Raw genomic sequence first — 25593 nt, 5'->3', positions numbered from 1 at the left:
TGGTCTGTGCCCGTAACGGGAATATCATGAGTATTCAAGACAAACATCTGGACTGGCTGGAAGCTGAATCTATTTATATTATCCGCGAAGTAGTGGCCGAAGCACGCAATCCGGCATTACTGTTTTCCGGCGGCAAGGATTCAGTGGTGCTGCTGTCTCTGGCTGTAAAGGCTTTTCAGATTCCGGGGCACAGCCTGCAACTGCCATTGACACTGGTGCATATAGATACCGGACACAACTATCCGGAAGTTATTGCTTTCCGTGATGAAGTCGTACGCCGCCTTGGTGCACGTCTGGTTGTCGGCAGCGTAGAAGAGTCGATTCGCCGCGGCAGTGTTACTCTGCGCCGGGCTACTGATTCACGGAATGCCGCACAGGCCGTCACTCTGCTGGAAACAATTGAAGCCAATGGTTTTGATGCATTAATGGGCGGCGCCAGACGGGATGAGGAAAAAGCCCGGGCTAAAGAACGGATTTTTTCTTTTCGGGATGAATTTGGTCAGTGGGATCCGAAAAACCAGCGTCCCGAATTATGGGATTTGTACAATACACGTCTGCATCCGGGTGAAAATATGCGGGTTTTTCCGATTTCCAACTGGACAGAACTGGATATCTGGCAATATATCGCGCGTGAACAGCTTGCTTTGCCGGAGATTTACTATGCACATCAGCGAGAAGTCGTTGAGCGCAACGATATGCTGGTACCGGTAACAGAGCTGACACCGAAAAAAGAAGGTGAAGTCAGTATTGTGCGCAGTGTGCGTTTCCGGACTGTCGGCGATATTTCCTGTACCTGTCCGGTAGCCAGCACAGCCAGTACAGCAGCAGAAATTATTGCTGAAACCGCACAAACCACGATTTCCGAACGTAATGCTACCCGTATGGATGATCAGGTATCGGAAGCAGCGATGGAAGAGCGCAAGAAAGCAGGTTATTTCTGATGACAGAAAAACAAACGGTATTACCGGCCAGAATATTTATTGTGCATGGTTTTCAGAGCAGTCCGCAGGATAACTGGTTCGACTGGCTGGCTGCACAGATCCGGACAACCGGTGCAGAAGTAACCGTACCACTTATGCCTCAGCCGGATTATCCGCAGGCAGCGCAATGGCAGCAGACACTGGATAAGCTTATCGGGCAGCCGGATGAACAGACTTTTCTGATTGGTCATAGTCTTGGCGTTATTACACTGCTGCAATTTCTCAGCCGGCATAAACCTGCACGGCTGGGCGGTCTGATTCTGGTTGCCGGATTTGCCGCACACCTGCCCAGGCTACAAATACTGGATGGTTATATCGATGCCAGTCAGCCGGATTTTGCAGTATTGCAGCAAATCAGTATGCCGGTTCACAGCATTATTTCAACTAACGACCCATATGTTCCCGAAGCAGCCAGTAACGATATTGCCCATGCCTTGCATAGCAGTATTCAGTATATCCCTGATGGCGGCCATCTGATGGCAGAAGACGGCTTCAGAAAACTGGAACCTGCCCGGGACAGCCTGCAACAGATGCTGGCACAGGCGGCAACCTTAAAAAAGTGAGACACCGATGAGTACTGATTCTGTATTGCGTTTTATTACTGCCGGCAGCGTAGATGATGGTAAATCCACGCTGATAGGACGACTGCTGTTTGACAGTCAGTCCTTACTGGCTGATCAGGTTGCTTCGCTGTATCACGGCAAGCACAAACGTACCGCCGACGGCATTCCTGATTTTGCTCAGCTAACTGACGGACTTGCCGCTGAGCGTGAACAGGGTATTACTATAGATGTAGCCTATCGTTATTTTGCCACGCCGGCGCGTAAATTTATTATTGCTGATACGCCGGGACATGAGCAGTACACACGCAATATGGTTACAGGTGCATCTACTGCTGATGCAGCCATTATTCTTATAGATGCCACCCGTCTGGATTACACTGAACATACACCAGCCTTACTGCCGCAAACCCGCCGCCATAGCGCGATTCTGAAACTGCTGGGTACGCCGCATATTATTGTGGCAGTAAACAAACTGGATTTACTGGATTACAGTGAAGATAAATTTAATGCCATTAAGCGTGCTTATGCTGAACTGGCTATTGCTCTGGATTTGCACAATATCAGCTACGTACCCATATCAGCTTTGAATGGTGACAATATAGTGACTGCCAGTGCGCATATGCCATGGTATCAGGGACAGCCTCTGTTGCCTTTGCTGGAAAGCCTGCCCGCTGCCAATCGCAGCAGCCAGTTACTGTCTGCTCCTGCATTATTCCCTGTTCAGCGGGTTGCCCGGCTGGATGGCAGCAGCGCAGATGATTTTCGCGGTTATCAGGGACGTCTGGAACAAGGTACCCTGAAAGTGGGCGACCGTATACGTATTGAACCGGCAGGGCAGACCAGTGCCATAGCGGCCATTTATACGCCTGATGGTCAGGTGGAGCAGGCACAGTCAGGAGCTGTGCTGACTGTGGTACTGGCAGATGATGTTGATGTTTCCCGGGGCGACAGTCTGGTGGCAGCAGATAGTGCATTACAGCCAGTGAAAACCATCAGTGCTTCCGTGTGCTGGTTCGACAGCAAACCCTTAAACTCAGCCCGCCGCTACTGGTTCAAGCATACTACTCAGACGGTATACGCCAAAATCAGACAGGTTGATTATCTGCTGGATGTTCAAAGCCTGAACCATCGCGAAGACAGCGACAGCCTGCAGCTGAACGATATTGGCCGTGTACAGCTTAGTATTCAGAAACCCGTGGTAGCAACGACTTATGAGGATAATCCCGCTGCCGGAGCCTTTATTCTGATTGATGAAGCCACCAACCATACTGTTGCAGCCGGTATGATTGTTTCTGTTGCTTAAAACCGCATTCAATAATAGTTAATCTATTGAAAATAAGCAGACAGAATTAATATTCTGTCTGTCTGTCTGGTACCAGCCTGATACTCAGGCTGGTATTGTTTTGGCATATATTAACTTGTAGATAATATTTATTAAATTTATTCGTCGTTTCAAATTATTTATCCGGCAAAATTCAGATATATTTAATATCTAATAGGTAAATATCTGATGCTTTGAATGCAAACATACAATGTCAGAATAAGATTTATATCAAACTTTTGTGTAAAAAATATGTAAAAATGACGTTAAACTGAAAGTTTAAAAAGTCAAATTGTTAATGTAATATGATATTAATTAAAGTTTATGATGAATTATCATATTAATATTATTGGATAATTTATATAGGGTAAATAATATTAACTTTTTTTGGATAAATTTCCATATTTTATATATTAAAAATGATTATTCGTATAAACAAAACATAACACGATTTACGTTAACATCATTCTGTATTTGAGTCAGGAGATAACTGATGTTAAGCGATCGGATTAAACAGGCGCGTAAGCATGTGGCTCTGTCACAGCAACAGGTGGCTGATAGAATGGGGGTTTCTAAAACTGCCGTATTTAAATGGGAGAATGGTCATTACGAACCGAAAAATCTGGATATACTGGCCAATATACTGGGTGTCAGTTTATCCTGGTTACGTGAAGGCCGTGGTAGCCCTTTTCCGGCAACAACCACAACATTGGCTGCAGAAGTAAATATTATTGCAGAAAATCAGGATCAAACGCTTGTTCCATTTTATTCTTCAATAGAACAGGCCGGCAGTGTGCAGTCAAACCAACTGCATATTCAGCACGGTAAAGGAATCAGTTTAAGAACTGAGCTTCTGGAGCGTAAAAAAATCAATCCGCAAATGGTGGTGTGCTTTTCGGTAAATGATAATAGTATGGAACCTATTATTCCTTACGGTACTATTTTTGCAGTAGATTTAAACCGCACCAATATTATTGATGGTAATTTATATCTGATTAAACAAAATCACCAGTATCGCATCAGGAAACTATATTCAATGCCCTACGAAGAAGTACGTTTGCATGCTTTTAATACAAAGGAATATAGTGATGTCTGTATACCAGCTAATCACATTATTATCATTGGCCGGATATTTTATTACGCTGTAGAGTTGTAATTGGTGTCATTATCATGTTATTTTTTAATTAAGCTGGATACTTTTAATTCAGTAAATTGTTTACTAATGCTCTGCTGGTTTCAAGGGAAACAGATCTGACTGTTTTCAAATAAGTATTACTTAGTCTGAAACTGGCATTATCGCTTTTTAATCTTAATATAGTTATTATTGAATTTTCTATTTAACCATTGCATGTTTTCAATTGTACTAAACTACATCCTGAGATATTACTTTTTTTGTGCCAGTAAAGTGGTAAATCGCAGTTTTATTCGATTACCATCACTATCGGTTTTATGCAGTTCACCAACATCTTCATTGTATTTCAGAATATTCCAGTCCTGATAATAATTACGCAATTCATTCTCTTTAAAAGTAAACGAAAACCCGACTGTACAAGGGAAATCGTCAGTGGACATCGCACTGACAATTAAATTATATCCCCCCGGTTTTGTTATCATTTGCATATTACGAATAATATCGGGAATTCTGTCTGCCTGTAGAAACATCATTACCACTGTTGAAATAATTAAATCGTAATTACCTGTTAAATCAGCCTGATTTATATCATATACAAATGCGTTGATATGAGATAAATGTTCATTAACAATAATGCTTTGTAAATTATTAATGCTCACCTCTGATTTATCAACCGAATCAACATCAAAACCCAGTAGCTGTAAATAGAGTGAGTTACGACCGGAACCACAACCTAAATCCAAAACTTTCCCTGCCGAAATGAACTGACTAACTGCCAGTACTTCAGAGTGCGTTCTGGTCATTTGATATTTTTTCTGAGTGTAATCTTCCGGCAGACAATAAAAAGCCAGCTGGCATTGCAAATCATCCGATACCTGAGCTATCCTGTGCCATTGCTGCGGTAAAATCAAAGGTGGTTGTTGCTGAGTATTGAAAACATGCTCAGAAATGATGTCTCCCTGTTCAGTTAATATATCGAAATTCACATAACCTTTAATAATATTTAATTTTGCCCAGGTACCTGTTTGTGTATTATGCTGTTCACGAAACTGTTTCGGTAAGGTTTGTGCATTCCAGACTGGTAACGTTTTATAGCAAATTAAATTTTTCATCACATCACTATTAATAAAATAACTTATTGATACCATAGTATATGGCTTTTTTTATTAGTTAAAGAGATGACTCAAAATTAATTTAATTGGCTATTGTTACCTTACAGATAACATAGCATCTTTATCTTTAAAATAACCCGTATTTATATTCCGAATATCAAGAATAAATCTTCCTTTGATCATAAAAATAGATATTTATTCAATTTACCTTTAATGCAAAATTTTATGATGCCTCTAGCCTGGTATTCGCAAGGCCATAATTTATTCTATTTTAGAATGGCGATAACATTAAGAGAAAAAGGCAGATTATAAATACAATAAATGAATATTTGACATAGTTCTTACGAGTAGTAATTCGAAACCACTTTTTATAACTAACTATATCAATAATCAATAAAGTCTATAAATAAAGATCAATATTTTGGTTTTTAGTCAGGTATAAAATAGAATTTGCCAGCGTAAAGATATTATTCAAAATTAAATATAATTATGTTAAATTCACGAAAATATCAATATAACTGGCAAAAAATATACATAAAATTATATTTATAGGTCTAATATACCAAAATTTGTAATGAATAATGAATATAAATAAATAAAAAATATGGCATATGGTAATCTGTTACAATTTATGCATAAATTCACATAGTTTTGTATTTATCCATAGAAACGAGGTTGATTTATGTTACAGCCTACTAATGCCAAAAATCACCAGAAAATTGTTCTGGTCGGCGCCGGTGCAGTTGGTTCCACTTTTGCCTATGCTGCTACCCTGCAAGGTATCGGTCAGGAACTGGTTATCGTCGATGTTGCCCGGGATAAGGCGCATGGTGATGCTAAAGATATTGCTGATGCATTACTGTTTACTTATCCGAAAAACATTTATGCCGGTGATTACAGTGATGCTGCTGATGCTGATATCGTAGTCATTACTGCCGGTGCTGCTCAAAAACCCGGTGAATCACGTCTGGATTTGGTTAATCGTAATCTGCATATCATTAAAAGCATTGTCACTCACATAGTAGAGTCTGGCTTTAACGGTATCTTTCTGGTGGCTTCGAATCCGGTTGACATTCTGACTTATGCTACATGGAAAATTTCCGGTTTTCCGGCAGAACGGGTAATCGGTTCCGGTACATCTTTGGATTCCGCCCGTTTGTGTAAATATGTAGGGTATTTACTGAATGTCGATCCGCGCACAGTAAGCGGATATATTCTGGGTGAACACGGAGACACCGAGTTTCCGGCCTGGTCTCACCTGAGTGTAGGCGGGCTGACCATAGAAGAATGGATTAAAGGTGACCCGCGCTTTACCGAAGCAGATCTGGATATTATTGCTGATCGTGTGGTCAATGCCGCTTACGATATTATTCGCCTTAAAGGTGCTACTTACTATGGTGTCGGTGCTGCTCTGGCACGTATCTGCCGCGCATTATTGGATGATGAAAATACCATTTTACCTGTTTCTGCTTATTTGAACGGTCAGTATGGTGTTAATGATATGTATATTGGTACACCGGCAGTGTTAGACCGGCATGGTATACGTCAGGTAATTGAAATTCCGCTGAATGAAAAAGAGCAGGGTTTAATGCGTGCTTCAGCCAGCCATCTGGATGAAGTGATGCGTAAATCTTTTCCGGAAATCGGTATTAAACGCTAATCCGGACAGTCTGGAGGCAAGCCAGACCATCCGATTCAAGGCAATCCGAAGGGTTGCCTTTTTATATATTCTTACTGCTTCTATCTAAATAAGCGTCATTTCTTTCTCAAAAAACTTTGTGCTTGCTAGTATGGCTGACTATCTATTGCAGTCTGAAAATTACATTAATCATAACTTTATCGAGCACAAGCTATGAGCATACCTATTTCCCCTGAATTGCTGCAATCGCTTGCCAGCCTTTCACCAACACAACTTGCCTGGCTGTCCGGCTATGCATGGGCAAACAGTCAGCAGCAAAATACGGTTTTTCCGGCAGCGTTGCCGGTATCCGGTGTTGCAGAACCGGTTGCAGCACGCAAAGTACTGGTTTTATCCGCTTCACAAACTGGTAACGCACGTCGTGTGGCAGAAAGCCTGCAACTGAAACTTGAAGCTGCCGGTATTAATGCAGCTTTAATCGCCAGCGGCGACTATAAAATCAAGCAGCTCTCCAATGAAGATATTCTTTTGCTGGTAACGTCAACACAGGGCGAAGGCGAACCCCCGGAAGAAGCTTTACCACTATATAAATATCTGTTTGGTAAAAAAGCACCGGCTCTTAATCAGCTTCACTTTGCGGTACTCGGACTGGGAGACAGCAGTTATCCGCAATTTTGTCAGTGTGCTAAGGATTTTGATAATCAACTAGCTCATCTGGGTGCGCAGCGCCTGGCTGAACGGACAGACTGTGATGTCGACTATCAGGGCAGTGCCGCAGCATGGCAGGATAAAATTATTGCTCTTATCAGTGAGCTGAATAACACTAATAGCGCAAGTATAAGTAATGAGGTTCAGCAAAGTGTAGTCGCTGCACAAACTGCGGTATTTACCAAAGCAGCACCATTCAGTGCCACCTTAAGTTTGCGCCAGCGGATCACCACACCTGAAGCCAACAAAGATGTCGAACACATCGAAATCGATTTAACCGGTTCCGGTATCCGTTATCAGCCCGGGGATGCTCTGGGCGTGTTTTATCAGAATGCAGCCACACTGGTAGAAGAAATTCTGCAGCATACTCAGGTAGACAGGGATGCACTGGTTCGACTGGCTGACGGACGTGAAATAAGTATCGGAGAAGCTTTACAGAATGAGCTGGATATCACTCAGAATACACCTGCTCTGGTGCAAAACTATGCCCGGCAGATACAAAATGCCGAACTGGATGAAATTGTGGCTGACAATACAGCCCTGAAGCAGTTTATTGCCACTACTGCGCCAGTCAGTGTGCTGGCAGCCTATCCGCATTTAATTGATGCACAGGCATTACATGATTTATTTCGTCCGCTTACACCGCGCCTGTATTCAATTGCTTCAAGTCAGGATGAGGTTGGCGAGGAAGTTCATCTGACCGTGGGTGTGGTGCGTTTTATTCAGCGTGAACGGCAATATACAGGAGGTGCGTCCGGTTTTCTCGGTGAACGTTTGCCGGAAGGGGAAGCAGTACGCGTATTTATTGAAGAAAATCACCGTTTCCGCTTACCTGAAGATGGTAATACCGCCATTATCATGATTGGTGCCGGTACAGGTATTGCACCGTTTCGCGCATTCATGCAACAGCGTGATGCCAATGGTGACGCAGGTGAAAACTGGCTGTTTTTCGGTAATCAGAAATTTACTGATGATTTTCTTTATCAGGCCGAATGGCTGCAATACCGCAAAAGCGGTTTACTGACACGTTACGATTTTGCCTGGAGCCGTCAGGAAAACGAAAAGGTTTATGTACAGCATAAATTGCGGGAGCGTGCACAGGATATCTGGGAATGGTTACAGCGCGGAGCGCATATTTATGTTTGCGGCGATGCCGGCAAAATGGCTCGTGACGTTGAGCAGGCACTGCTGGATATTGTTACTGGGCAGGGTAAACTCAGCTTTGAAGATGCTGATGAATATCTAAGCGAGCTGCGTCAGCAGCAACGCTATCAGCGTGACGTATACTAACAGCAGGCCTGATTCTTAAAACCGGATTCACAGATACCGTAAAAAAACATTAATATCAGGTTGTGTTTACTACTGATTGTTAATATTTTTATGCTTTTTTCATACCAAATGTTTGGCTGGATGCTGGGATTATTAATACTGTGCTGGGCAATATTTCGAACCAAACTGTTTGCATTTATGGATAATCCCGGTAGCCGGCGGATAGAGCGACTGGATGGTCTGCGCTTTATATTAGCTTTCAGTGTAGCCATGCATCATTATGTTTACAGCTATTATTATTTGCACGGCCAGCCATGGACACCGGCCGTATTTGTCCATAATCTGCTCAATCTGCGTCTTGGTGCATTCGCTGTTACATTGTTTTTCATGCTTTCAGGTTATCTGTTTGCGTATTCTGGCCCCGTTTCGTGGATACAGTTTTATCAGAAGCGTCTGCTGCGCATTGCACCGGTATTTTGTTTATCTTCTGCCTGCTGTATATTACTTGCACTGTATTTTCAAAGACATACACTGATTACACGTGATATGCTGCTTAATCTGTATTACTGGTTTGATGCCGGTATTACTGGCATTAAACCAGGATTATTCGGTATGCAGGACGCCCGATTGATTAATGCAGGTGTATATTGGACGCTATACTGGGAATGGGCATTTTATTTTTCCCTGCCACTGATATGTATTCTGCGCCCGAAAACCGGTTTACTGCCTCTGGCAATAATCGTAATATTTATTGCCGTTTATCTGATTGCCCCATTTAATCAGCAAAAAGCTTACTTTATTGCCTGTTTTGCCATAGGCGCACTGGCCAGAATATTGTCAGAAACTGTACAGATATCTAAAAAATTCTGTGATATCGGTATCGTGCTGTTACTGGTACTGATTTTTTGTATTACTAATGGTAACTATAACATTAATTTTTTACCACTGTTTGCAATGCTGTTTGGTCTGATTGCGCTCGGTGGCGATATATTCGGGCTGTTACGGCTAAAAGCTTTTATACGGCTCGGTGATGCCAGCTACAGTATTTATTTATTACATGGTATTGGCTGGTTCTGTATGAATAAAATTATTCAAATAAATGAAATTCATCTGGAGAAAACAGGCTATACCTTGCTTGCTACCGTGGTATTTATTACCTTAATGCTGATATGTACATTAAGCTATCTTTTTATTGAGCAACCCTTTATGCAATTAAGTCAGCAAAAGCGGTATACCTAAAATAAAGTAGTGTTTTGTTTTGAATTTATTTAGTAAAAAAGCATTTATTATTCATATATATAAAGAACATTAGAAATAAAAAGTTTAATTTTGAACAAATTTTATATGTTAAAATTGGTTTATTATAAAAAATATTTAAAAAACAAATTTTAATTTGAAGAATTATAAATGCTAATTCAATATAAATTCATTTTATGGATGTTTGGGCTGATATTGCTTATAGGACTATTATTTGGTTCAAGACTTTTTAGTTTTATGGATGAGAACAGTCAAGTTAACAGAGTAAAGCATTTAGACGGATTAAGATTCTTTTTAGCATTTATAGTTGCACTATTTCACTATCTTCTTTGTTATTTCTATTTTCATGGACAGGCGTGGTCAGATGAAATAAATCGTCCTAACTATCCAATTGTTATGAATATGGGTGGTCTTGGGGTGGCCATATTTTTTATGATTTCCGGTTTTCTGTTTGCCTGTACACAGCCTACTTCATGGATAATGTTTTATCAGAAGCGTTTTTTTCGCATTGCACCTGTTTTTTATCTTTCATCTATATTCTGCATTATTTTTGCTTTTTTTATCCAGAAAAATAATATTAATACTGATCAATTGTTCAATACTTTTTATTATTGGTTTGATGCAGGTATTACCGGTAATAAACCGCCTTTATTTGGTTTGGAAAATTCTAATTTGATCAATGCTGGAGTCACATGGACATTATTCTGGGAGTGGGGATTTTATTTTTCGTTACCCGTTATTTGTATATTACGCAATAAAATAGGTTTATTAAAATTAAGTTTAACAATATTAGTTATCTGTACATATTTTATTTCTCAATATAATCAAAATTATGCAGTATATATTGCATATTTTGCTATTGGAGCTTTGGCAAGAAAATTACCTGAAAAAATTCAAATACCCAAATACATTTGTGATATTGGAATAATATTAACAGTCGTATTTATGCTTGCAGTTGCAGATAGAATTTACAATATTGTTTATTTGCCGGTAATGGCTTTGCTATTTATCTTCATCACTATGGGTGGTGATCTTTTTGGCTTATTAAAACTGAGAGGATTCGTACGTCTGGGAGATGCCAGCTATAGTATTTATCTACTTCATGGTTTAGCCTGGTATGGTATGAATAAATATATTGCCGTACAAAATCTTGTTTTGAATCGCACACAATACACATTAGTATCTACAGCAGTATTGTTGATTTTATTGACTATCTGTACCCTGACTTTTCAGTATATTGAAAAACCATTTATTGCTTTAGGCCGGCGTAAATTTTCATGGCTGAAAGAATAAATGTTCAAACAAATTTTTCTATAGTGCGACAAATGGTTGTATCACTTTCAGAAAACTAATGCTTAGTACAGATACAGATAATTCAGGATTTAATACCACCATAATTCTGCCCGGAACAATTCAGTGATCCGGGCAGTATGGTTTATGCGATACATTGCTTGCTTTGCAAATAGTTATTTATCCGGCTGATCCTGAGTATCAGTATTCTGCAAAGTTTCATGAATATGCTGTTCTGCACTTTGGGCATCATACGGAGTGTCAGTAGCATTATTGTTGCGCGGGTCAAGCTCGGCAGTCATCGGTCCAACATTACCGGATACCGGTACATAAACACTGCGTTCTGAAACAGGGACAGCCGGCTGCATATACGCATATACTGCCAGAATGGTTGCGATAATGGCGTATACACTATAGAAGCCGAAATGATTGAACAGCTGCATAACTGAACCCAGAATCAGTGGTGCCACCAGTGAGCCCAAACCATAAACAAACAGCAGACAGCGATTTACTTCCACTGTATTCATATTGGCAGGTAAAACATCATTGGCGCGTGCCAGTCCCAGTGCATACATCGGAAAGCCGCTACAACCTATAGCCAGTGCAATCACGCACTGAGCCCAGATATTACCCGGCAACACCAATAACAACAGCATGCCACTGATTGCTGCTACCGCAGCCACACAGGCACAGCCGAAAATAGTACGCGGGCGCCCGAATTTATTTGACAGCCAGGCAATAAATAATTGGATGGTAAACCCTCCAATCATTGCAGAACCCAGAAACAGAGATACTTCAGGCAAACTGTAGCCCAGTTTCAGCATAAATACCGAGCCCATGGTGAAAAAGCCATTAATAAAAATCCCTGCCATAAAACAGGCTATCCATGCCAGTGGGACGATAGAAAAGACATGCGGCAGACTGATACGTTCACGTTTAGGAATTTCCGGTTGCTGCATACGGGTCAGCCCTACCGGTAACGTGGCGGCAATCACCAGAATAGCAGCCAGTGTAAAAATGTTATTACTGGTCATATTCAGGCTTAGCAGCAGAACGCTGGTTGCTGACGACATATAATATACTACTTCGTACAGAGCCAGAATCTTGGCGCGGTTCTGAGGAACGCTGCGTGCTGTAAACCAGCTTTCCACTACCATTAATAAACTGTAGTGACAAAAACCCAGTACTGCACGCAAAATCCCCCACATCCACAACTGTTCTACCATCAGATGAGCGAGAGCGGCAATAGCAAACAATGCACCAAATACGCTGAAGCTGCGGATATGTCCTACGCGTGAAATAATCCGGTGAGAAACAATAGCAGAAATCGTACCACCAATAAAAAAGGCAGCATTCAGCACACCGATGGTAATATTGCTGACTCCCATTTGGGTCAGCTTTACTCCGGCTGAATTCAGAAAAAGCCCGTAACCGGAAAATAGAAAAAAAATAGAACCATATAAAGACAAAAACTGGCGCGTGTGCATGCTGATACCGATAATTAAACAATAGCCAAGCCTGACATAAAACTACTGTTAATGTAAAGTCTGTTACTGAACGGACAAATAATTAAATTATATCTACATTGATTATTCAGGTTTTGCAAAATACTCCTTCTGAGTTGATGCAGCCTGAGATATAACAGTATTTAGTAGTGATTATCCGGCATGAAATTTTCTCTGGCGATGTAAAATAAACAACCAAAATTTTCACTTCATCTGAATAAATTTTATTCGGATAAAGAGATTAAACACAATTAGCAGTACAAATTGCAGGTATAAAACTGTCTGTATATTTTAAATCTGTTTATATTTCAGGCTAAGGATTGAGAATATTCAATCTGCCCCATCTGGTATTGTTTATCCCATCATTCCCTTTGGGATTAATTATTAAACGTGATAGTAACTAGCATTAATCCTAAAAGACCAGTTATCCGATCTTATTCATTATAGTTATTCATATTTAAATTATTTAATAATCAGTGCTAAGACAAATCTTCAAGACGCGGAGAAATGATAAGCAGATAAATGATAAAGCGTAAAGATTGGTCGTCCAGATCATGCTCCTGTTTGTACAAAACATCATTGAACACATAGGAACATGATTTTACCTTGCCACTGGATCCAGCTGGCCATGACGTTTTATGTACGGATTCACATACTTTATTACGCTCGAAGTCGCTAAGCACAAAATCAGGATCAAATGCCTGACTAACAAGCTGAATAGATTGCTGACATTTATTCATATCGGCTGATTTATTATTCGAGGATTGGTCACAGTTAAGTTTAAGTTGTGTTATCAACTCATCCCAGCTGTTTCTATGCATTGTGAGGTTGATATGAGGTGCAAGGTCATATTCAGATAGAGACTCCTCGCTTTTTTTAATAGGTTTCAGATTATATCGATATTGTATATTTAAAGTATTGAATTTTTCTATAAAATCAGATGCTTTAATTTTATAGACGGGTGGGTAGTACACAGATAGTGCTAATGCTGAGTAAGAGATTAGCTGACAGATAATGAAAATAGTAGCTATAAAGATTTTTTGCATTTGGCTATCTCTGGTTTGAAAAAGTAAGAATTCAATAGTTATCCGGCATTAGGCGTTACTGGAGAATATAAGAATGTAAATATCTGTTTTATTTTATAGATATTATGTTATTTCTATAAAAAATAGAATGATATAAATCAAAATTTAAGAATTTTGACTGGTGATATTATCAATCCAATCGGGATAAATATCAGGCCATAACCTTGTACCTGTTTAGATAATTTCTGCGCCTATTTAGTGGTAATTTTATCGGTAAGGCACTATTCAGATGTGCGGACATGCAGGCTGTAGTAGTAAAAATCCATACAGACGTATTCAGTTCACAGCAGATGGTTTATTAACAGACTTAACCGGTTAATAATGGTTCGGGTAGTGATAGTAAACTTGATATGATATAAATTTTTTAAACTGATTGATGCTGATAACAAAAATAGTTAATCGGATACTGATGAGTATCAAGTGGTGTAAGTTTATCCTGCGCAAAGAATACGGGTAATAGTGCTATTGCCTGCCCTTTTTCAACAAGATTTAACAGCTGGCTGAGAGAATCAATGGTAATAATATTAGTCAGTTGCGGATATATTGCTAAAGTTTTGGCACGTAAGGGACAATCTGCATCGTTGTTAATCAGGACAGGTAGATGCTGATTAGTAGTAACTTTGGAACTTTTTAAAAAGGCAACAGGTAAATATCCGGTTTCTGTTAAATCATAATCTTTATGCTTAAATTCTTTAAAAGTAATAACCTTATCATAATTGTGCTGATTAATTTCATTTTCTATTTCACAGGTTTTTTTAATAACAATATCTGTTGATTCTATTTGATATTCAGTCTTTTCAATAACAATAAACTGAAACAGAAGTTCTGAAATTAATAATAAAGGTTTAACAGATTTAAATGATAATTTTATTTGTGCAAATTTTTCCAGTGTTGAATTGCTAAAAGCATAAAACTGATGGCCTTGTGCTGTTGGTTTCATTCCATCAAAACTACGGATAAAAAGCGTTGCCCGTAATTCATGTTCCATCTTTTTCAGATGTGCGGTCAGATTAGATTGTGAATAGCCTAAAATTTTTGCTGCTTTATTAAGACTTTTAACGTCATAAACTGTTTTAAAAATCAATAGTCCTTTGAAATCCATATGTTGTATATGCCTATCATTTTTTCTGATAACTCAATCGCAGATTAGAATTATTCAAAATTTAATTAAATTTATAAACTGAATTACATCGTTTAAAGCGGGAATTCAGTATGCAGGCTATGCAATATAAAATTAGTTTACCAGCCGATTATGATATGAATATTATCAAAGATCGTATTCAAGATAATGGTTTTAAAACAGATGGCTTTGAAGATTTATTATTTAAGGCTTATATAATTGCTGATAAAAAGAGTGGCAACACAGGCAATGGATATTGTCCTCTTTATCTTTGGAAACAAACCAAAGGAATGAACAAATTTATTTTCGAGGGCTATTTTGACAATATTATTAATTCTTTTGGCTGGCAAAAAATCAATATTGGTATTACAGCAGAAGTGGAATTGACAAATGATTTCTCACAAAGCCGGTATGTATCAGAAGAAAATTTTTCTATAGCAGAACAAGTACGGTTAAGAGATTTTTCTTTTCAAAGTGCTGAGTATAAAAATAAAACTGGTAAAGTGATTATTTATAATCCTGATAAATGGCGTTATGCCGCATTTACTTTTTTTAAAGACAAACCAGCCATAAATAATCAGAATCTGTATCAGATTCTCCATCTTTCGCTTGATGCAGGGCATGGTCAAAAATAAATTAATCAGATTGTTCAATGAATGATAACAATAGATAACTAACTTGTTTTTACTTTATGTTTTTCTTTGATATCCGGTGCCATAGAAATGCTGAAAAATCAATGAGTACAAGAGAGCCGGAAAAACGGTTACAACTGTGTGAATAACAATTATGCTGAGGGGCACATCAGACAACCGATAAGCCGGGTTCTGTCTTGGACAGTCATTCATCTGGGCGGCACATTACTGTGCCGCTCTAGCAACCTACCCGAATGCTCGGCGAGCAGCGTCAGTGCATTCTGTTTGGTCTTGCTCCGAATGGGGTTTAGCCTGCTACACGTTGTTACCAACGGCACGGTGCGCTCTTACCGCACCATTTCACCCTTACCTGTGCTGTGGTTTCCCACAGCCATCGGCGGTTATGCTTTCTGTTCCACTTTCCGTCGCCTCACGACGCCCGGCTGTTAGCCGGCATTCTGCTCTGTGGAGCCCGGACTTTCCTCCATGCATGTATATTATGCACAGCGACTGTCTGGTATGCTGATGTGCCTGCAGGATTCTAACACAAACCACTGATAGCTGATTTATATTTCAGATTATGTATAATGATTTGTCTTATTATTTTTCTGGCTGCCGTATTTGCTGGTACAGCCGCTATGGCTCACCTATGCAGAAAGCCCGCGCAATATGTTACTGAACCGATTTTTTAGCTGGTTTGAAAACCGCATTGATACTTATCCGGATACGCTTCCGCAACCGCCGAAAAAAGGTGTGTTGCCGTTTATCTGGAGTTGTCTGGAAGGAGCACGCCCCTGGCTGCTGCTGATGGTTATCATGACCATAGGTACCGGTATTCTGGAAGCACTGGTATTTCGTTTCCTTGGTACGGTAATCGACTGGCTTGGTGCTTATTCACCAGACAGGTTATGGCCGGAAAAAGGACATGAACTGCTGCTGATGGCTGCTGTGCTGATATTCAGTATTATTTGGTCATTTCTTTCTTCCAATGTACAGTTTCAGACTCTTCAGGGTGCCTTTCCGATGCGCCTGCGCTGGAATTTCCACCGCCTGATGCTCGGGCAGAGTATGGGTTTTTATCAGGATGAATTTGCTGGCAGGGTTTCTGCCAAGGTAATGCAAACCGCGCTTGCGGTACGTGATACGGTAATGTCTGTGGCCAATATGCTGGTTTATGTGCTGGTTTATTTTGTTACCAGCGGGGTAATACTTGCCGGTATGGACAGCTGGTTATTGCTGCCTTTTATTCTGTGGATAGTGCTGTTTGTCATGGTACTCAGATTTCTGATTCCAAGGCTGTCTAAAACTGCTCAAAGGCAGGCAGATGCCCGCAGTCTGATGACCGGTCGTATTACTGATGCCTACACCAATATTGCTACGGTGAAGCTGTTTTCACACAGTGCGCGTGAAGCCGCCTATGCCAAAGCATCAATGCAGGAATTTCTGGTAACCGTGAATGCGCAGATGCGTCTGGCAACCCTGCTGGATAGTCTGAGTACCATGATTAATACTTTACTGGTAGTCGGTTCTGCCGGCCTGGGTATCTGGCTGTGGATGCAGGGGCAGGTGGGTGTCGGTGCTATTGCCACAGCAACAGCCATGGCCTCACGGATTAATGGTCTTTCACGCTGGGTTATGTGGGAAAGTGCGCGTCTGTTTGAAAATATCGGTACGGTTGAAGATGGTATGAAGATACTATCCCGTCCGCATGCTATTGTTGATAAACCTAAGGCACTGCCGTTAACAGTTAATCAGGGTGCGATTGATTTTGAGCATGTAAACTTTTCTTACAGTGAGGATAAACCGCTGCTGCGCGATTTTAATCTGCATATCCGCGCAGGTGAAAAAGTGGGTCTGGTCGGACGCAGCGGCGCCGGTAAAACTACACTGACCAATCTGCTGCTGCGTTTTTATGATGTACAGGGCGGGCGTATTCTGATTGACGGGCAGGATATCCGCGATGTAACGCAGGACAGTCTGCGTGCAGCACTGGGGCTGGTGACACAGGATACTTCTCTGCTGCACCGTTCGGTACGTGACAATATAGTTTACGGGCGTCCGGATGCCTCTGATGAAGAAATGATACGGGCAGCACAGCAGGCAGCAGCGGATGGTTTCATTCCGTCACTGGAAGACTCTAAAGCAAGACATGGATATGATGCACATGTGGGTGAGCGCGGTGTGAAGCTGTCTGGCGGACAGCGCCAGCGGATTGCCATAGCCCGTGTAATTCTGAAAGATGCGCCGATTCTGCTGCTGGATGAAGCCACCAGTGCTCTGGATTCAGAAGTAGAGGCCGCCATTCAGGAAAATCTTACCCGGTTAATGCAGGGCAAAACGGTTGTGGCAATTGCGCACCGGCTGTCTACGATTGCCGCAATGGATCGACTGATTGTGATGGATAAAGGACAGATAGTTGAGCAGGGCACACACAGTGAGCTGCTGGCGAAAAATGGTGTTTATGCTATGCTGTGGCAACGGCAGAGCGGTGGTTTTTTGCCTGAAGCCTGATATACATCAGATATGTTAAAAATCTTTCCGTTAATATATAACTGTTCTAAAATGGTTTGTATTAATTAGGAATAAGTCACTACATAATAAAGGGAGAAGCAGTATGGGTATTAATACACATACCGACCTCGTTCACACATTACAGGGAATTGTCGGGCATGAATATACTCTGACTGATCCCGCACGTACTCTGCCTTACCGTCAGGGTATTCGTTTCGGAGTTGGTGATGCGCTGGCTGTTGTGATACCGGGTACACTGGTGGAACAGTGGCGGGTGTTAAAAGCCTGTGTTGAAGCGGATGTGATAGTCATCACTCAGTCTGCCAATACCGGTCTGACAGGTGGTTCGACACCGGATGGTAATGATTATGATCGCCCGATTGTCATTGTCAGCACACGCCGGCTGGATGGTATTCAGGTGATTGAAAATGGCGAACAGGTAGTCTGTCTGCCCGGGAGCACACTGTTCCGTCTGGAAAAAGAGCTGAAACAATATCAGCGTGGTCCGCATTCGGTTATCGGTTCATCCTGTATTGGTGCCTCCGTGATGGGCGGAGTATGTAACAATTCAGGCGGTGCGCTGATTCAGCGCGGTCCGGCTTATACTCAGATGGCAGTGTTTGCTCAACTGGATGAAAACGGTCAGTTGCATCTGGTAAATCATCTTGGTATCGAACTGGGCGATGAACCGGAAACTATTTTACAGAATCTGCAAAATCATAAATACAGCGATCAGGATATCAAACATGATGCCGGTATGGGACATGACCACGAATACCGCAACCATGTACGCGAAATAGATGCAGATACGCCGGCACGTTTTAATGCCGATCCGGCACGGCATTATGAAGCTTCCGGCAGCGCCGGACGTCTGATGGTCTTTGCTGTTCGTCTGGATACTTTCCCGCTGGAGAAAAAATCTGCGGTTTTCTATATCGGCAGTAATGATACCCACGAGCTGGATGATATTCGCCGCCATATTCTCAGCAAGTTTAAAAATCTGCCGGTTTCCGGTGAGTACATGCACCGTGAGGCTTTTGATATTGCTGCGGCATATGGTAAAGATACTTTTGTTGCCATTCAGAAATTCGGTACGGATGCCATGCCGCGTCTGTTTGCCTTTAAGAATTTTGTTGATCGTATCATGGCAAAAATTCCGTTTTTTCCGAAGAATTTTTCTGACCATTTTGCGGTATTTATGTGTAAATTTCTGCCGCAGCATTTACCTCAGTCCATTCGTGATTACCGCGACCGTTACGAACACCATCTGATTCTGAAAATGGCTGATGACGGTATTGAGGAAGCAGAAGCATTTCTGAATACTTTTTTCCAGCAGAAAACCGGTAGTTATTTCCGCTGTAATGAAAAAGAGGCCGAAGCGGCAATGCTGCATCGTTTTGCCGCAGCCGGCGCAGCGACTACCTATCGTAATGTGCATAGCGATACGGTAGAAAATATTGTTGCACTGGATGTGGCTTTACGGCGTAATGACAGCGAATGGTTTGAAACCCTGCCTGACAGTATTAATCAGCATTTCATCCATAAAATGTATTATGGCCACTTTTTCTGTCATGTTTTCCATCAGGATTATATTGCCCGTAAAGGTACCGATTGCAACAAAGTTGAAGATGAGATGCTGGTACTGCTTGATCAGCGTGGAGCCCAGTATCCGGCTGAGCACAATGTCGGTCACTTGTATCATGCCAAACCGGCTTTAAAGCAATTCTACCGGCAGCTGGATCCTACCAATAGCTTTAATCCGGGTATTGGTAAAACTTCAAAGAAAAAATACTGGGCTGATTAAGCTGACAAATAAATCAGTATTTTCTGAAAATCATTGCTGATAAAGGTATTTGGAAAAGATAGTATTTACGTCTGAAGTATACCGCTGAGCGCCTGCTGATTTGTCAGGCGTTTTTTTTTGACTGATGAAAAGGCAAGTTGATTATTTATGAATAGTATTAATTAACCTTAGTAATTCAGACCTCTTAATCCTGTTGCCTGCAAAGACTATGCTGTTTCTGCGATTAATCACAAAAGGAATAGTACGATGCAACAACGTTATTTAGGCAGTAGCCGTCTGGCCGTTTCTGCTTTGGGGCTGGGATGTATGGGGCTGAGTTTCGGATATGGTGCGGCAACAGAAACCGGAAAAGCCATTGAGCTGATTCGTTCTGCTGTGGCACAAGGTGTGACTTTTTTTGATACGGCAGAAGTCTATGGTCCTTATCTGAACGAAGAATTAGTCGGTGAGGCTTTGAAACCTTACCGGCAACAGGTAGTGATTGCCACTAAGTTTGGTTTTACGTTTGGTGATGATAATAAACAGCAGAATTTAGACAGCCGTCCGGAGCATATTCGTCAGGCAGTCGAGGGTTCATTGCGGCGGCTGCAAACAGATGTGATTGATTTATTGTATCAGCATCGGGTCGACCCTGATGTACCGATTGAAGATGTTGCCGGTACGGTTAAGGATTTGATTGCTGAGGGAAAGGTAAAACATTTTGGTTTGTCTGAAGCCGGTGCTGCTACCATTCGCCGGGCTCATGCAGTACAGCCTCTGACTGCGTTGCAAAGTGAGTATTCAATGTGGTGGCGCGAGCCGGAAAAAGAAATTTTGCCATTGCTGCAGGAGCTGGGAATAGGTCTGGTACCGTTCAGCCCGCTGGGTAAAGGCTTTTTAACCGGTACCATTAATTCATCTACTGTATTTACCGCCGATGATTTCCGCCGGCGTGTACCGCGCTTTACTCCTGAAGCACTGGCAGCAAATGAAAAACTGAACACTCTGATCAATAAACTGGCTCAGGCTCATCAGGTTACTCCGGCTCAGATTGCGCTGGCATGGCTGCTGGCACAAAAACCATGGATTGTTCCGATTCCGGGCACTACCAGACCAGACAGACTTCAGGAAAATCTGGCTGCGGCCGACATTCAGCTAACTGCCAGTGATGTTGCTGAAATTAATCAGGCTCTGGAGCGTGTTTCTATTGTGGGTGAGCGTTATCCTGCTGACCTGCAGGCACGTGTAGGGCGTTAATCAGGAAAGAATAAGGGAGACTCATATGGTTTCCCTTATTCAACTAGTCGTAAAGCATCAATCATCATAGCAAAGGCACGGGGGTGCTGTTTGCGGCTGGGATAGTAGAGGTAATAGCCCGGAAAAGCAGGACACCATTCTTTCAGTACTTGTACCAGCTGACCGGATGCCACCAGTGCTGTGACCATATCCTCGGGCACGTAGCCAATACCAAAACCAGATAACACGGCGTCTATGCGCTCAGGCAACTGATTGAAAGTGAGTTGTCCGTTTACTTTAATACGCAGTGGTTTGCCGTCTTTTTCAAACTCCCACTGGTAAAGTGCATTGGCACTGGGTAAGCGTACATTGATACACTGATGATGCTGTAAATCATATGGGGTGGCCGGTATAGCGTGAGTCTTGAAATAATCTGCTGATGCCACAACGGCCAGACGTATTTCAGAGCTCAGTTTAATGGCTACCATGTCTTGTTCGAGGCTCTCTCCAAGGCGTACTCCGGCATCAAAACCATCCTGCACGATATCTACAAAATGGTTATCGATAAATAACTCAACATTAATTTTCGGATGTTCTTTCAGAAATGGTTTCAGTTTCGGCCAGAGTACCGTATTTGCCGCATGTTCACTAACAGACAGCCGAATATTGCCGCTGGCTGTACCATTTTGTTCAACCAGATTCTGTAATGTAAATTCAAGCTCATTTAATCGTGGTTCCAGATAAGCAATTATCTGTTCACCTATATCAGTAGGCGCCACACTGCGCGTTGTCCGGGTCAGTAAACGTGTTTGCAGTTTTTGCTCCAGAACTTTAATCGCGTGGCTGAGCGCAGACTGTGTCATTCCCAGTTTACGGGCTGCTCTGGTAAAACTTCGCTCTTTGGCTATTGTCAGTAAATATTGAAATTCATTGAAATTTTCTCTGAGCATGTTGCTATTCCCCCTGCTGAGTTTAATCATAATTTGCAGCAGTAATGTAATTTATACATTAAAACAATGTGGTGTCATCAGCAACCTTATTCTGTGACAGAGAATATATAAACCTTACCGTGAAATACACTGATTATGCAGCTTAGCAATTTAGTTTGTGGTGATAAACGCAAAGAAGGAGAGGCGCGAACAGGTAAAATCCGTGTACAATATTATTAAAGACAGCCTGCTCAAGCAGGCTTTAATTTATCATAACAGGCAAAATGCTGTTTTATCAGGATATACTGCTGGCATTGCAGCGGTAACATTCCGGTTTGGATGTGCAACACACAGGATAACAATACAATGGATAGCCATAGCAATCTCAGCGAACTGGAACGCCTGCATCTGGATACCGATCACATATGTGAGCTGGTTGCTATTCTTTTGCCGGTTGCCGAGCATATCCATTCGCATACTCAGTCATACCTGCAAACACCGGAGCAGGAACAGGCACTGACTGAACTGATTGCTGCTCTGCACGAGCTGCATCCTGCCGATATGGCTACCCTGCTGGAGTCGCTGCCGCTACAGGAACGTATGCTGGTGTGGAAGCTGGCTACACCTACTGAAGATGGTGAGGTATTACTGGAGGTTTCTGATCCAGTACGTGAAACCCTGATTGAAAGCATGGCGCAGCAGGAACTGCTGGCCGCTGTGGATAATCTGGATGCAGACGAACTGGCCGAGCTGGCTCCGGATTTGCCCAAAGAAGTTGTTTATGAAGCCATCAGCAGCCGTGATGAAGAAGAGCGGGCACAAATTACTGCGGCAATGTCATTTGAAGACAATCAGGTTGGCGCACTGATGGATTTTGAGCTGGTAAGTATTCGGGCTGATGTAACCTGTGAGGTGGTATTGCGTTATTTACGCCGTTTTGAACGTTTGCCCGACCATACCGATAAAATCTTTGTAGTCGATAATTACGATGTTCTGCAAGGCGTTTTACCCATACGCAGTCTGCTGGTTGCCGATCCGGATTTACTGGTCTCGACAGTTATGGCCGATGATGTGGTTACCTTCCGTCCTGAAGACGATGCTGAAGAAGCAGCAGCGGCATTTGAGCGCTATGATCTGGTCACTGCACCAGTAGTAGACAGTAACCGCAAACTGATCGGACGTATTACCGTTGATGAAATGGTGGATGTGATTCGTGAAGAATCAGAAACCGATATGCTGAATATGGCCGGTTTACGTGAAGAGGAAGACCTGTTTGCGCCGGTAGTGGATTCAGTAAAAAACCGCTGGATATGGCTGGCTGTCAATTTGTGTACGGCTTTTGTTGCCAGCCGTGTAATTGGTATGTTTGAAAACTCAATTGAAAAAATTGTTGCGCTGGCAACACTGATGCCGATTGTGGCCGGTATTGGCGGTAATTCCGGTAATCAGACCATTACCATGATTGTGCGCGCCATGACCTCCGGACAAATCAGTAACAGTCAGGCATGGCGGTTACTGCGCAAAGAAGAGGGTGTTGCTCTTGTAAATGGTATTATCTGGGGTTCTGTGATGGGGCTTGTTTCCTATTTCCTGTATCACAGCGTAGGTATTGGTCTGGTTATGGTGGCTGCAATGACACTGAATCTGTTACTGGCTGCCACGGTCGGCGTACTGATACCGGTAATTATGCAAAAATCCGGCCGCGATCCGGCACTTGGCAGCAGTGTGCTGATTACTGCTGTTACAGATTCCGGCGGCTTTTTTATTTTTCTCGGTCTGGCTACCCTGTTTTTGTTATAAACCTGTCTTAAAGAATAGATAATGAATACAGATACGCCAATCACTCTTGATAGCTGGTTACACAACTGCGGTTTGCCGCGACTGGAAGCACGAATGCTGCTTCAGCAGGTACTGGATATCAGTCATGGCTATATTATCGCCCATGGTCAGCAGCTAATCAGCAGCAGAGATCAGACCAGACTGAATCAACTGGCACAACGGCGGCTGGCTGGTGAGCCATTGGCCTATCTGCTCGGATGGCGTGAATTTTACAGCAGGCGTTTTCAAGTTACAGAAGCTGTACTGATTCCGCGTCCGGAAACGGAACATCTCGTAGAAGCGGTTTTAGCACATTTACCTGAGCACGGAGTTGTGTGGGATTTAGGTACAGGCAGCGGAGCCATTGCGATTACCGTAGCCTGTGAACGTCCTGATGCACAGGTATGGGCAGCTGATATCAGTGCAGAAGCACTGGCAGTTGCGCGTACCAATGCTGCTGCCCTGCAGGCAGACGTATCTTTCGGACAAGGTTCATGGTATCAGGCGCAGCCGCAGCCTGCAGTTAACAGTGTGGACGTAATTGTATCCAATCCTCCTTATATTGCCGTACATGATCAACACTTGCAGCAGGGGGATTTGCGCTTTGAACCACAGCATGCGCTCACCGATAATTACAACGGTCTGACTGCATTTCAAACCATTATTACCGGCGCTGCACATTTTCTGCGTCCTGATGGCTGGTTATTACTGGAACATGGCTTTGATCAGGGAGAAGCAGTTCGCACAATGTTAGCGCAGAATAATTTCAGTCAGATTTACACACAGCCTGATCTGGCAGGTCTGGAAAGAGTAACACTAGGACAGAGAAAATAATTTCCTGGTAAATCAATGAGCCAATCATTTATTCACCAGAATTAATTTTAAATTGATGTAATCAATATAATTCGGCAAGAATATAAAAATATTCTTGCCGAATTAAATATTTCAATAGAATTTTGAATAATGAAAACTACATCTGATCTCAGAAGAGATTAATCACTGAAGATATCAATTATTGATGACATCAGCGATACAATAATATCGGTAAACGGCCACAAAATAGTCGACATTATGCCACTTACAATCAAAAGCAGAATAATCCATGTTCCATATGGTTCGAGTTTACGGTATTCCATCGAAGCTTTTGGTGACAGAAAACTGTCAACAAAACGTGCACCCGGTTGCGGAGGAATCGGCAGGAGACTGAAAAAGCAGAACATAGCATTAACATAGATACCTATTATTCCCATCATTGCCATTGGTTCCTCAAAATATTCCGGCACCCACTGACTGATAATCACAACAATGGTCCAGCACAGACATAAGAGCAGGTTAGCCAGAGGGCTGGCAATGGCTACCAGACGCTCTCCCTGACGTCTGTTTTTAAAATTTCGCGGGTCAATTGGTACTGGTTTGGCCCAGCCAACCATGAGAAAGCCTGACAAAAGAATCATAGTTGCCAGCGGGATAATAATTGTTCCGACAATATCAATGTATTTAGCCGGATTCAGACTCAGCCGACCCATCGTTTCAGCTGTACGGTCACCGCAAAAGCGCGCCACATAACCACAAACTGCTTCCGGGAGCGTAAGCCCAAGCAGAATCGGCAAGATTGCCAGAAGTAAGAAAGCCAGATCAAATTTCTGCAAAGTAAAATCCTTAAAATACAAATAGAAAATTCTGTATCAAAACAGTTATGATAC

Annotated in this window: 20 protein-coding genes and 1 other RNA gene; 14 read left to right on the top strand and 7 right to left on the bottom strand. The window is 42.1% G+C overall.

The window, feature by feature from the left end; translation table 11 throughout:
- The first annotated feature begins 26 nt into the window (after positions 1-26).
- The 4 genes from cysD to H3V11_RS04010 all read left to right on the top strand — a co-directional run bounded on the left by cysD (position 27) and on the right by H3V11_RS04010 (position 4020).
- Positions 27-941 carry a sulfate adenylyltransferase subunit CysD gene (gene cysD, locus H3V11_RS04025; protein ID WP_078475255.1) on the top strand — a complete coding sequence of 305 codons (915 nt, stop codon included), beginning with the start codon at positions 27-29 and terminating at the stop codon, positions 939-941.
- Positions 941-1543: an alpha/beta hydrolase gene (locus H3V11_RS04020; protein ID WP_078475207.1), complete on the top strand. Its 603-nt coding sequence runs from the start codon at positions 941-943 to the stop codon at positions 1541-1543. The genes cysD and H3V11_RS04020 overlap by 1 nt, the downstream gene beginning before the upstream one ends.
- 7 nt (positions 1544-1550) lie before the next feature.
- Positions 1551-2846, top strand: a complete 1296-nt coding sequence (locus H3V11_RS04015; protein WP_078475206.1) for a sulfate adenylyltransferase subunit 1 — start codon at positions 1551-1553, stop codon at positions 2844-2846.
- 511 nt (positions 2847-3357) lie between these two features.
- Positions 3358-4020 (top strand): XRE family transcriptional regulator, encoded by a 663-nt coding sequence (locus H3V11_RS04010; RefSeq protein WP_078475205.1) that lies wholly within the window; start codon positions 3358-3360, stop codon positions 4018-4020.
- Between the two features lie 227 nt (positions 4021-4247).
- Here H3V11_RS04010 and tehB read toward each other — a convergent pair whose 3' ends face one another.
- On the bottom strand, positions 4248-5108 hold the full coding sequence (gene tehB, locus H3V11_RS04005; protein WP_078475254.1) for an SAM-dependent methyltransferase TehB: 861 nt from the start codon (positions 5106-5108) through the stop codon (positions 4248-4250).
- A gap of 682 nt (positions 5109-5790) precedes the next feature.
- Between tehB and H3V11_RS04000 the strand changes: the two genes are divergently transcribed.
- From H3V11_RS04000 to H3V11_RS03985, 4 genes are all read left to right on the top strand, one after another.
- The gene (locus tag H3V11_RS04000; protein ID WP_025331749.1) at positions 5791-6768 is read left to right on the top strand and encodes an L-lactate dehydrogenase; all 978 of its coding nucleotides are present in this window, start codon (positions 5791-5793) and stop codon (positions 6766-6768) included.
- Positions 6769-6960: 192 nt separating this feature from the next.
- Positions 6961-8745 (top strand): assimilatory sulfite reductase (NADPH) flavoprotein subunit, encoded by a 1785-nt coding sequence (locus H3V11_RS03995; protein WP_198223636.1) that lies wholly within the window; start codon positions 6961-6963, stop codon positions 8743-8745.
- Between the two features lie 90 nt (positions 8746-8835).
- Positions 8836-9963, top strand: coding sequence for an acyltransferase (locus tag H3V11_RS03990; protein WP_198223635.1), 1128 nt, complete (start codon positions 8836-8838; stop codon positions 9961-9963).
- A gap of 168 nt (positions 9964-10131) precedes the next feature.
- Positions 10132-11274: an acyltransferase gene (locus H3V11_RS03985; RefSeq protein ID WP_198223634.1), complete on the top strand. Its 1143-nt coding sequence runs from the start codon at positions 10132-10134 to the stop codon at positions 11272-11274.
- Positions 11275-11447: 173 nt separating this feature from the next.
- Here H3V11_RS03985 and H3V11_RS03980 read toward each other — a convergent pair whose 3' ends face one another.
- The 3 genes from H3V11_RS03980 to H3V11_RS03970 all read right to left on the bottom strand — a co-directional run bounded on the left by H3V11_RS03980 (position 11448) and on the right by H3V11_RS03970 (position 14963).
- Positions 11448-12758, bottom strand: coding sequence for an MFS transporter (locus H3V11_RS03980; RefSeq protein WP_110414730.1), 1311 nt, complete (start codon positions 12756-12758; stop codon positions 11448-11450).
- 497 nt (positions 12759-13255) lie between these two features.
- Positions 13256-13516 (bottom strand): hypothetical protein, encoded by a 261-nt coding sequence (locus H3V11_RS03975; protein WP_174830756.1) that lies wholly within the window; start codon positions 13514-13516, stop codon positions 13256-13258.
- Between the two features lie 709 nt (positions 13517-14225).
- Positions 14226-14963, bottom strand: a complete 738-nt coding sequence (locus H3V11_RS03970) for a LysR family transcriptional regulator (RefSeq protein ID WP_198223633.1) — start codon at positions 14961-14963, stop codon at positions 14226-14228.
- 110 nt (positions 14964-15073) lie between these two features.
- On the opposite strand from H3V11_RS03970, the gene H3V11_RS03965 reads away from it, so the two are divergent.
- Complete coding sequence (locus H3V11_RS03965) at positions 15074-15616, top strand: DUF4865 family protein (RefSeq protein WP_198223632.1); 543 nt, start codon at positions 15074-15076, stop codon at positions 15614-15616.
- A 162-nt stretch (positions 15617-15778) separates the two neighbouring features.
- Here the strand turns inward: H3V11_RS03965 and rnpB are convergent.
- Positions 15779-16139: RNase P RNA component class A (rnpB, locus tag H3V11_RS03960), an RNA gene on the bottom strand.
- Between the two features lie 143 nt (positions 16140-16282).
- Here rnpB and H3V11_RS03955 point away from each other — a divergent pair.
- The 3 genes from H3V11_RS03955 (at position 16283) to H3V11_RS03945 (ending at position 21164) form a co-directional block, all read left to right on the top strand.
- Positions 16283-18124 carry an ABC transporter ATP-binding protein gene (locus tag H3V11_RS03955; protein WP_037393778.1) on the top strand — a complete coding sequence of 614 codons (1842 nt, stop codon included), beginning with the start codon at positions 16283-16285 and terminating at the stop codon, positions 18122-18124.
- A 103-nt stretch (positions 18125-18227) separates the two neighbouring features.
- Complete coding sequence (gene dld, locus H3V11_RS03950; RefSeq protein ID WP_100115734.1) at positions 18228-19928, top strand: D-lactate dehydrogenase; 1701 nt, start codon at positions 18228-18230, stop codon at positions 19926-19928.
- A gap of 246 nt (positions 19929-20174) precedes the next feature.
- Positions 20175-21164 (top strand): aldo/keto reductase, encoded by a 990-nt coding sequence (locus tag H3V11_RS03945; RefSeq protein WP_084586768.1) that lies wholly within the window; start codon positions 20175-20177, stop codon positions 21162-21164.
- A 35-nt stretch (positions 21165-21199) separates the two neighbouring features.
- On the opposite strand, the gene H3V11_RS03940 is transcribed toward H3V11_RS03945, so the two are convergent.
- Positions 21200-22093 carry a LysR family transcriptional regulator gene (locus H3V11_RS03940; RefSeq protein ID WP_078475196.1) on the bottom strand — a complete coding sequence of 298 codons (894 nt, stop codon included), beginning with the start codon at positions 22091-22093 and terminating at the stop codon, positions 21200-21202.
- Between the two features lie 345 nt (positions 22094-22438).
- On the opposite strand from H3V11_RS03940, the gene mgtE reads away from it, so the two are divergent.
- Positions 22439-23872 carry a magnesium transporter gene (mgtE, locus tag H3V11_RS03935; protein WP_025331738.1) on the top strand — a complete coding sequence of 478 codons (1434 nt, stop codon included), beginning with the start codon at positions 22439-22441 and terminating at the stop codon, positions 23870-23872.
- Positions 23873-23911: 39 nt separating this feature from the next.
- On the top strand, positions 23912-24724 hold the full coding sequence (prmC, locus tag H3V11_RS03930; protein WP_370524665.1) for a peptide chain release factor N(5)-glutamine methyltransferase: 813 nt from the start codon (positions 23912-23914) through the stop codon (positions 24722-24724).
- Between the two features lie 158 nt (positions 24725-24882).
- Here the strand turns inward: prmC and H3V11_RS03925 are convergent, their stop codons facing one another.
- The gene (locus H3V11_RS03925) at positions 24883-25539 is read right to left on the bottom strand and encodes a site-2 protease family protein (protein WP_025331736.1); all 657 of its coding nucleotides are present in this window, start codon (positions 25537-25539) and stop codon (positions 24883-24885) included.
- Between the last annotated feature and the right edge of the window lie 54 nt (positions 25540-25593).

Origin of the sequence: Snodgrassella sp. W8158, from assembly GCF_016100435.1 — a bacterium.
In the GTDB taxonomy this organism is placed as follows: domain Bacteria; phylum Pseudomonadota; class Gammaproteobacteria; order Burkholderiales; family Neisseriaceae; genus Snodgrassella; species Snodgrassella alvi.
This window is presented reverse-complemented; position numbering and strand designations above follow the sequence as displayed.

Excerpts from the sequence above, each read along its gene's own strand:
- cysD (WP_078475255.1), top strand. The coding sequence starts at position 27 with ATGAGTATTCAAGACAAACATCTGGACTGGCTGGAAGCTGAATCTATT.
- H3V11_RS04020 (WP_078475207.1), top strand. The coding sequence starts at position 941 with ATGACAGAAAAACAAACGGTATTACCGGCCAGAATATTTATTGTGCAT.
- H3V11_RS04015 (WP_078475206.1), top strand. The coding sequence starts at position 1,551 with ATGAGTACTGATTCTGTATTGCGTTTTATTACTGCCGGCAGCGTAGAT.
- H3V11_RS04010 (WP_078475205.1), top strand. The coding sequence starts at position 3,358 with ATGTTAAGCGATCGGATTAAACAGGCGCGTAAGCATGTGGCTCTGTCA.
- tehB (WP_078475254.1), bottom strand. The coding sequence starts at position 5,108 with ATGAAAAATTTAATTTGCTATAAAACGTTACCAGTCTGGAATGCACAA.
- H3V11_RS04000 (WP_025331749.1), top strand. The coding sequence starts at position 5,791 with ATGTTACAGCCTACTAATGCCAAAAATCACCAGAAAATTGTTCTGGTC.
- H3V11_RS03995 (WP_198223636.1), top strand. The coding sequence starts at position 6,961 with ATGAGCATACCTATTTCCCCTGAATTGCTGCAATCGCTTGCCAGCCTT.
- H3V11_RS03990 (WP_198223635.1), top strand. The coding sequence starts at position 8,836 with ATGCTTTTTTCATACCAAATGTTTGGCTGGATGCTGGGATTATTAATA.
- H3V11_RS03985 (WP_198223634.1), top strand. The coding sequence starts at position 10,132 with ATGCTAATTCAATATAAATTCATTTTATGGATGTTTGGGCTGATATTG.
- H3V11_RS03980 (WP_110414730.1), bottom strand. The coding sequence starts at position 12,758 with ATGCACACGCGCCAGTTTTTGTCTTTATATGGTTCTATTTTTTTTCTA.
- H3V11_RS03975 (WP_174830756.1), bottom strand. The coding sequence starts at position 13,516 with ATGAATAAATGTCAGCAATCTATTCAGCTTGTTAGTCAGGCATTTGAT.
- H3V11_RS03970 (WP_198223633.1), bottom strand. The coding sequence starts at position 14,963 with ATGGATTTCAAAGGACTATTGATTTTTAAAACAGTTTATGACGTTAAA.
- H3V11_RS03965 (WP_198223632.1), top strand. The coding sequence starts at position 15,074 with ATGCAGGCTATGCAATATAAAATTAGTTTACCAGCCGATTATGATATG.
- H3V11_RS03955 (WP_037393778.1), top strand. The coding sequence starts at position 16,283 with ATGTTACTGAACCGATTTTTTAGCTGGTTTGAAAACCGCATTGATACT.
- dld (WP_100115734.1), top strand. The coding sequence starts at position 18,228 with ATGGGTATTAATACACATACCGACCTCGTTCACACATTACAGGGAATT.
- H3V11_RS03945 (WP_084586768.1), top strand. The coding sequence starts at position 20,175 with ATGCAACAACGTTATTTAGGCAGTAGCCGTCTGGCCGTTTCTGCTTTG.
- H3V11_RS03940 (WP_078475196.1), bottom strand. The coding sequence starts at position 22,093 with ATGCTCAGAGAAAATTTCAATGAATTTCAATATTTACTGACAATAGCC.
- mgtE (WP_025331738.1), top strand. The coding sequence starts at position 22,439 with ATGGATAGCCATAGCAATCTCAGCGAACTGGAACGCCTGCATCTGGAT.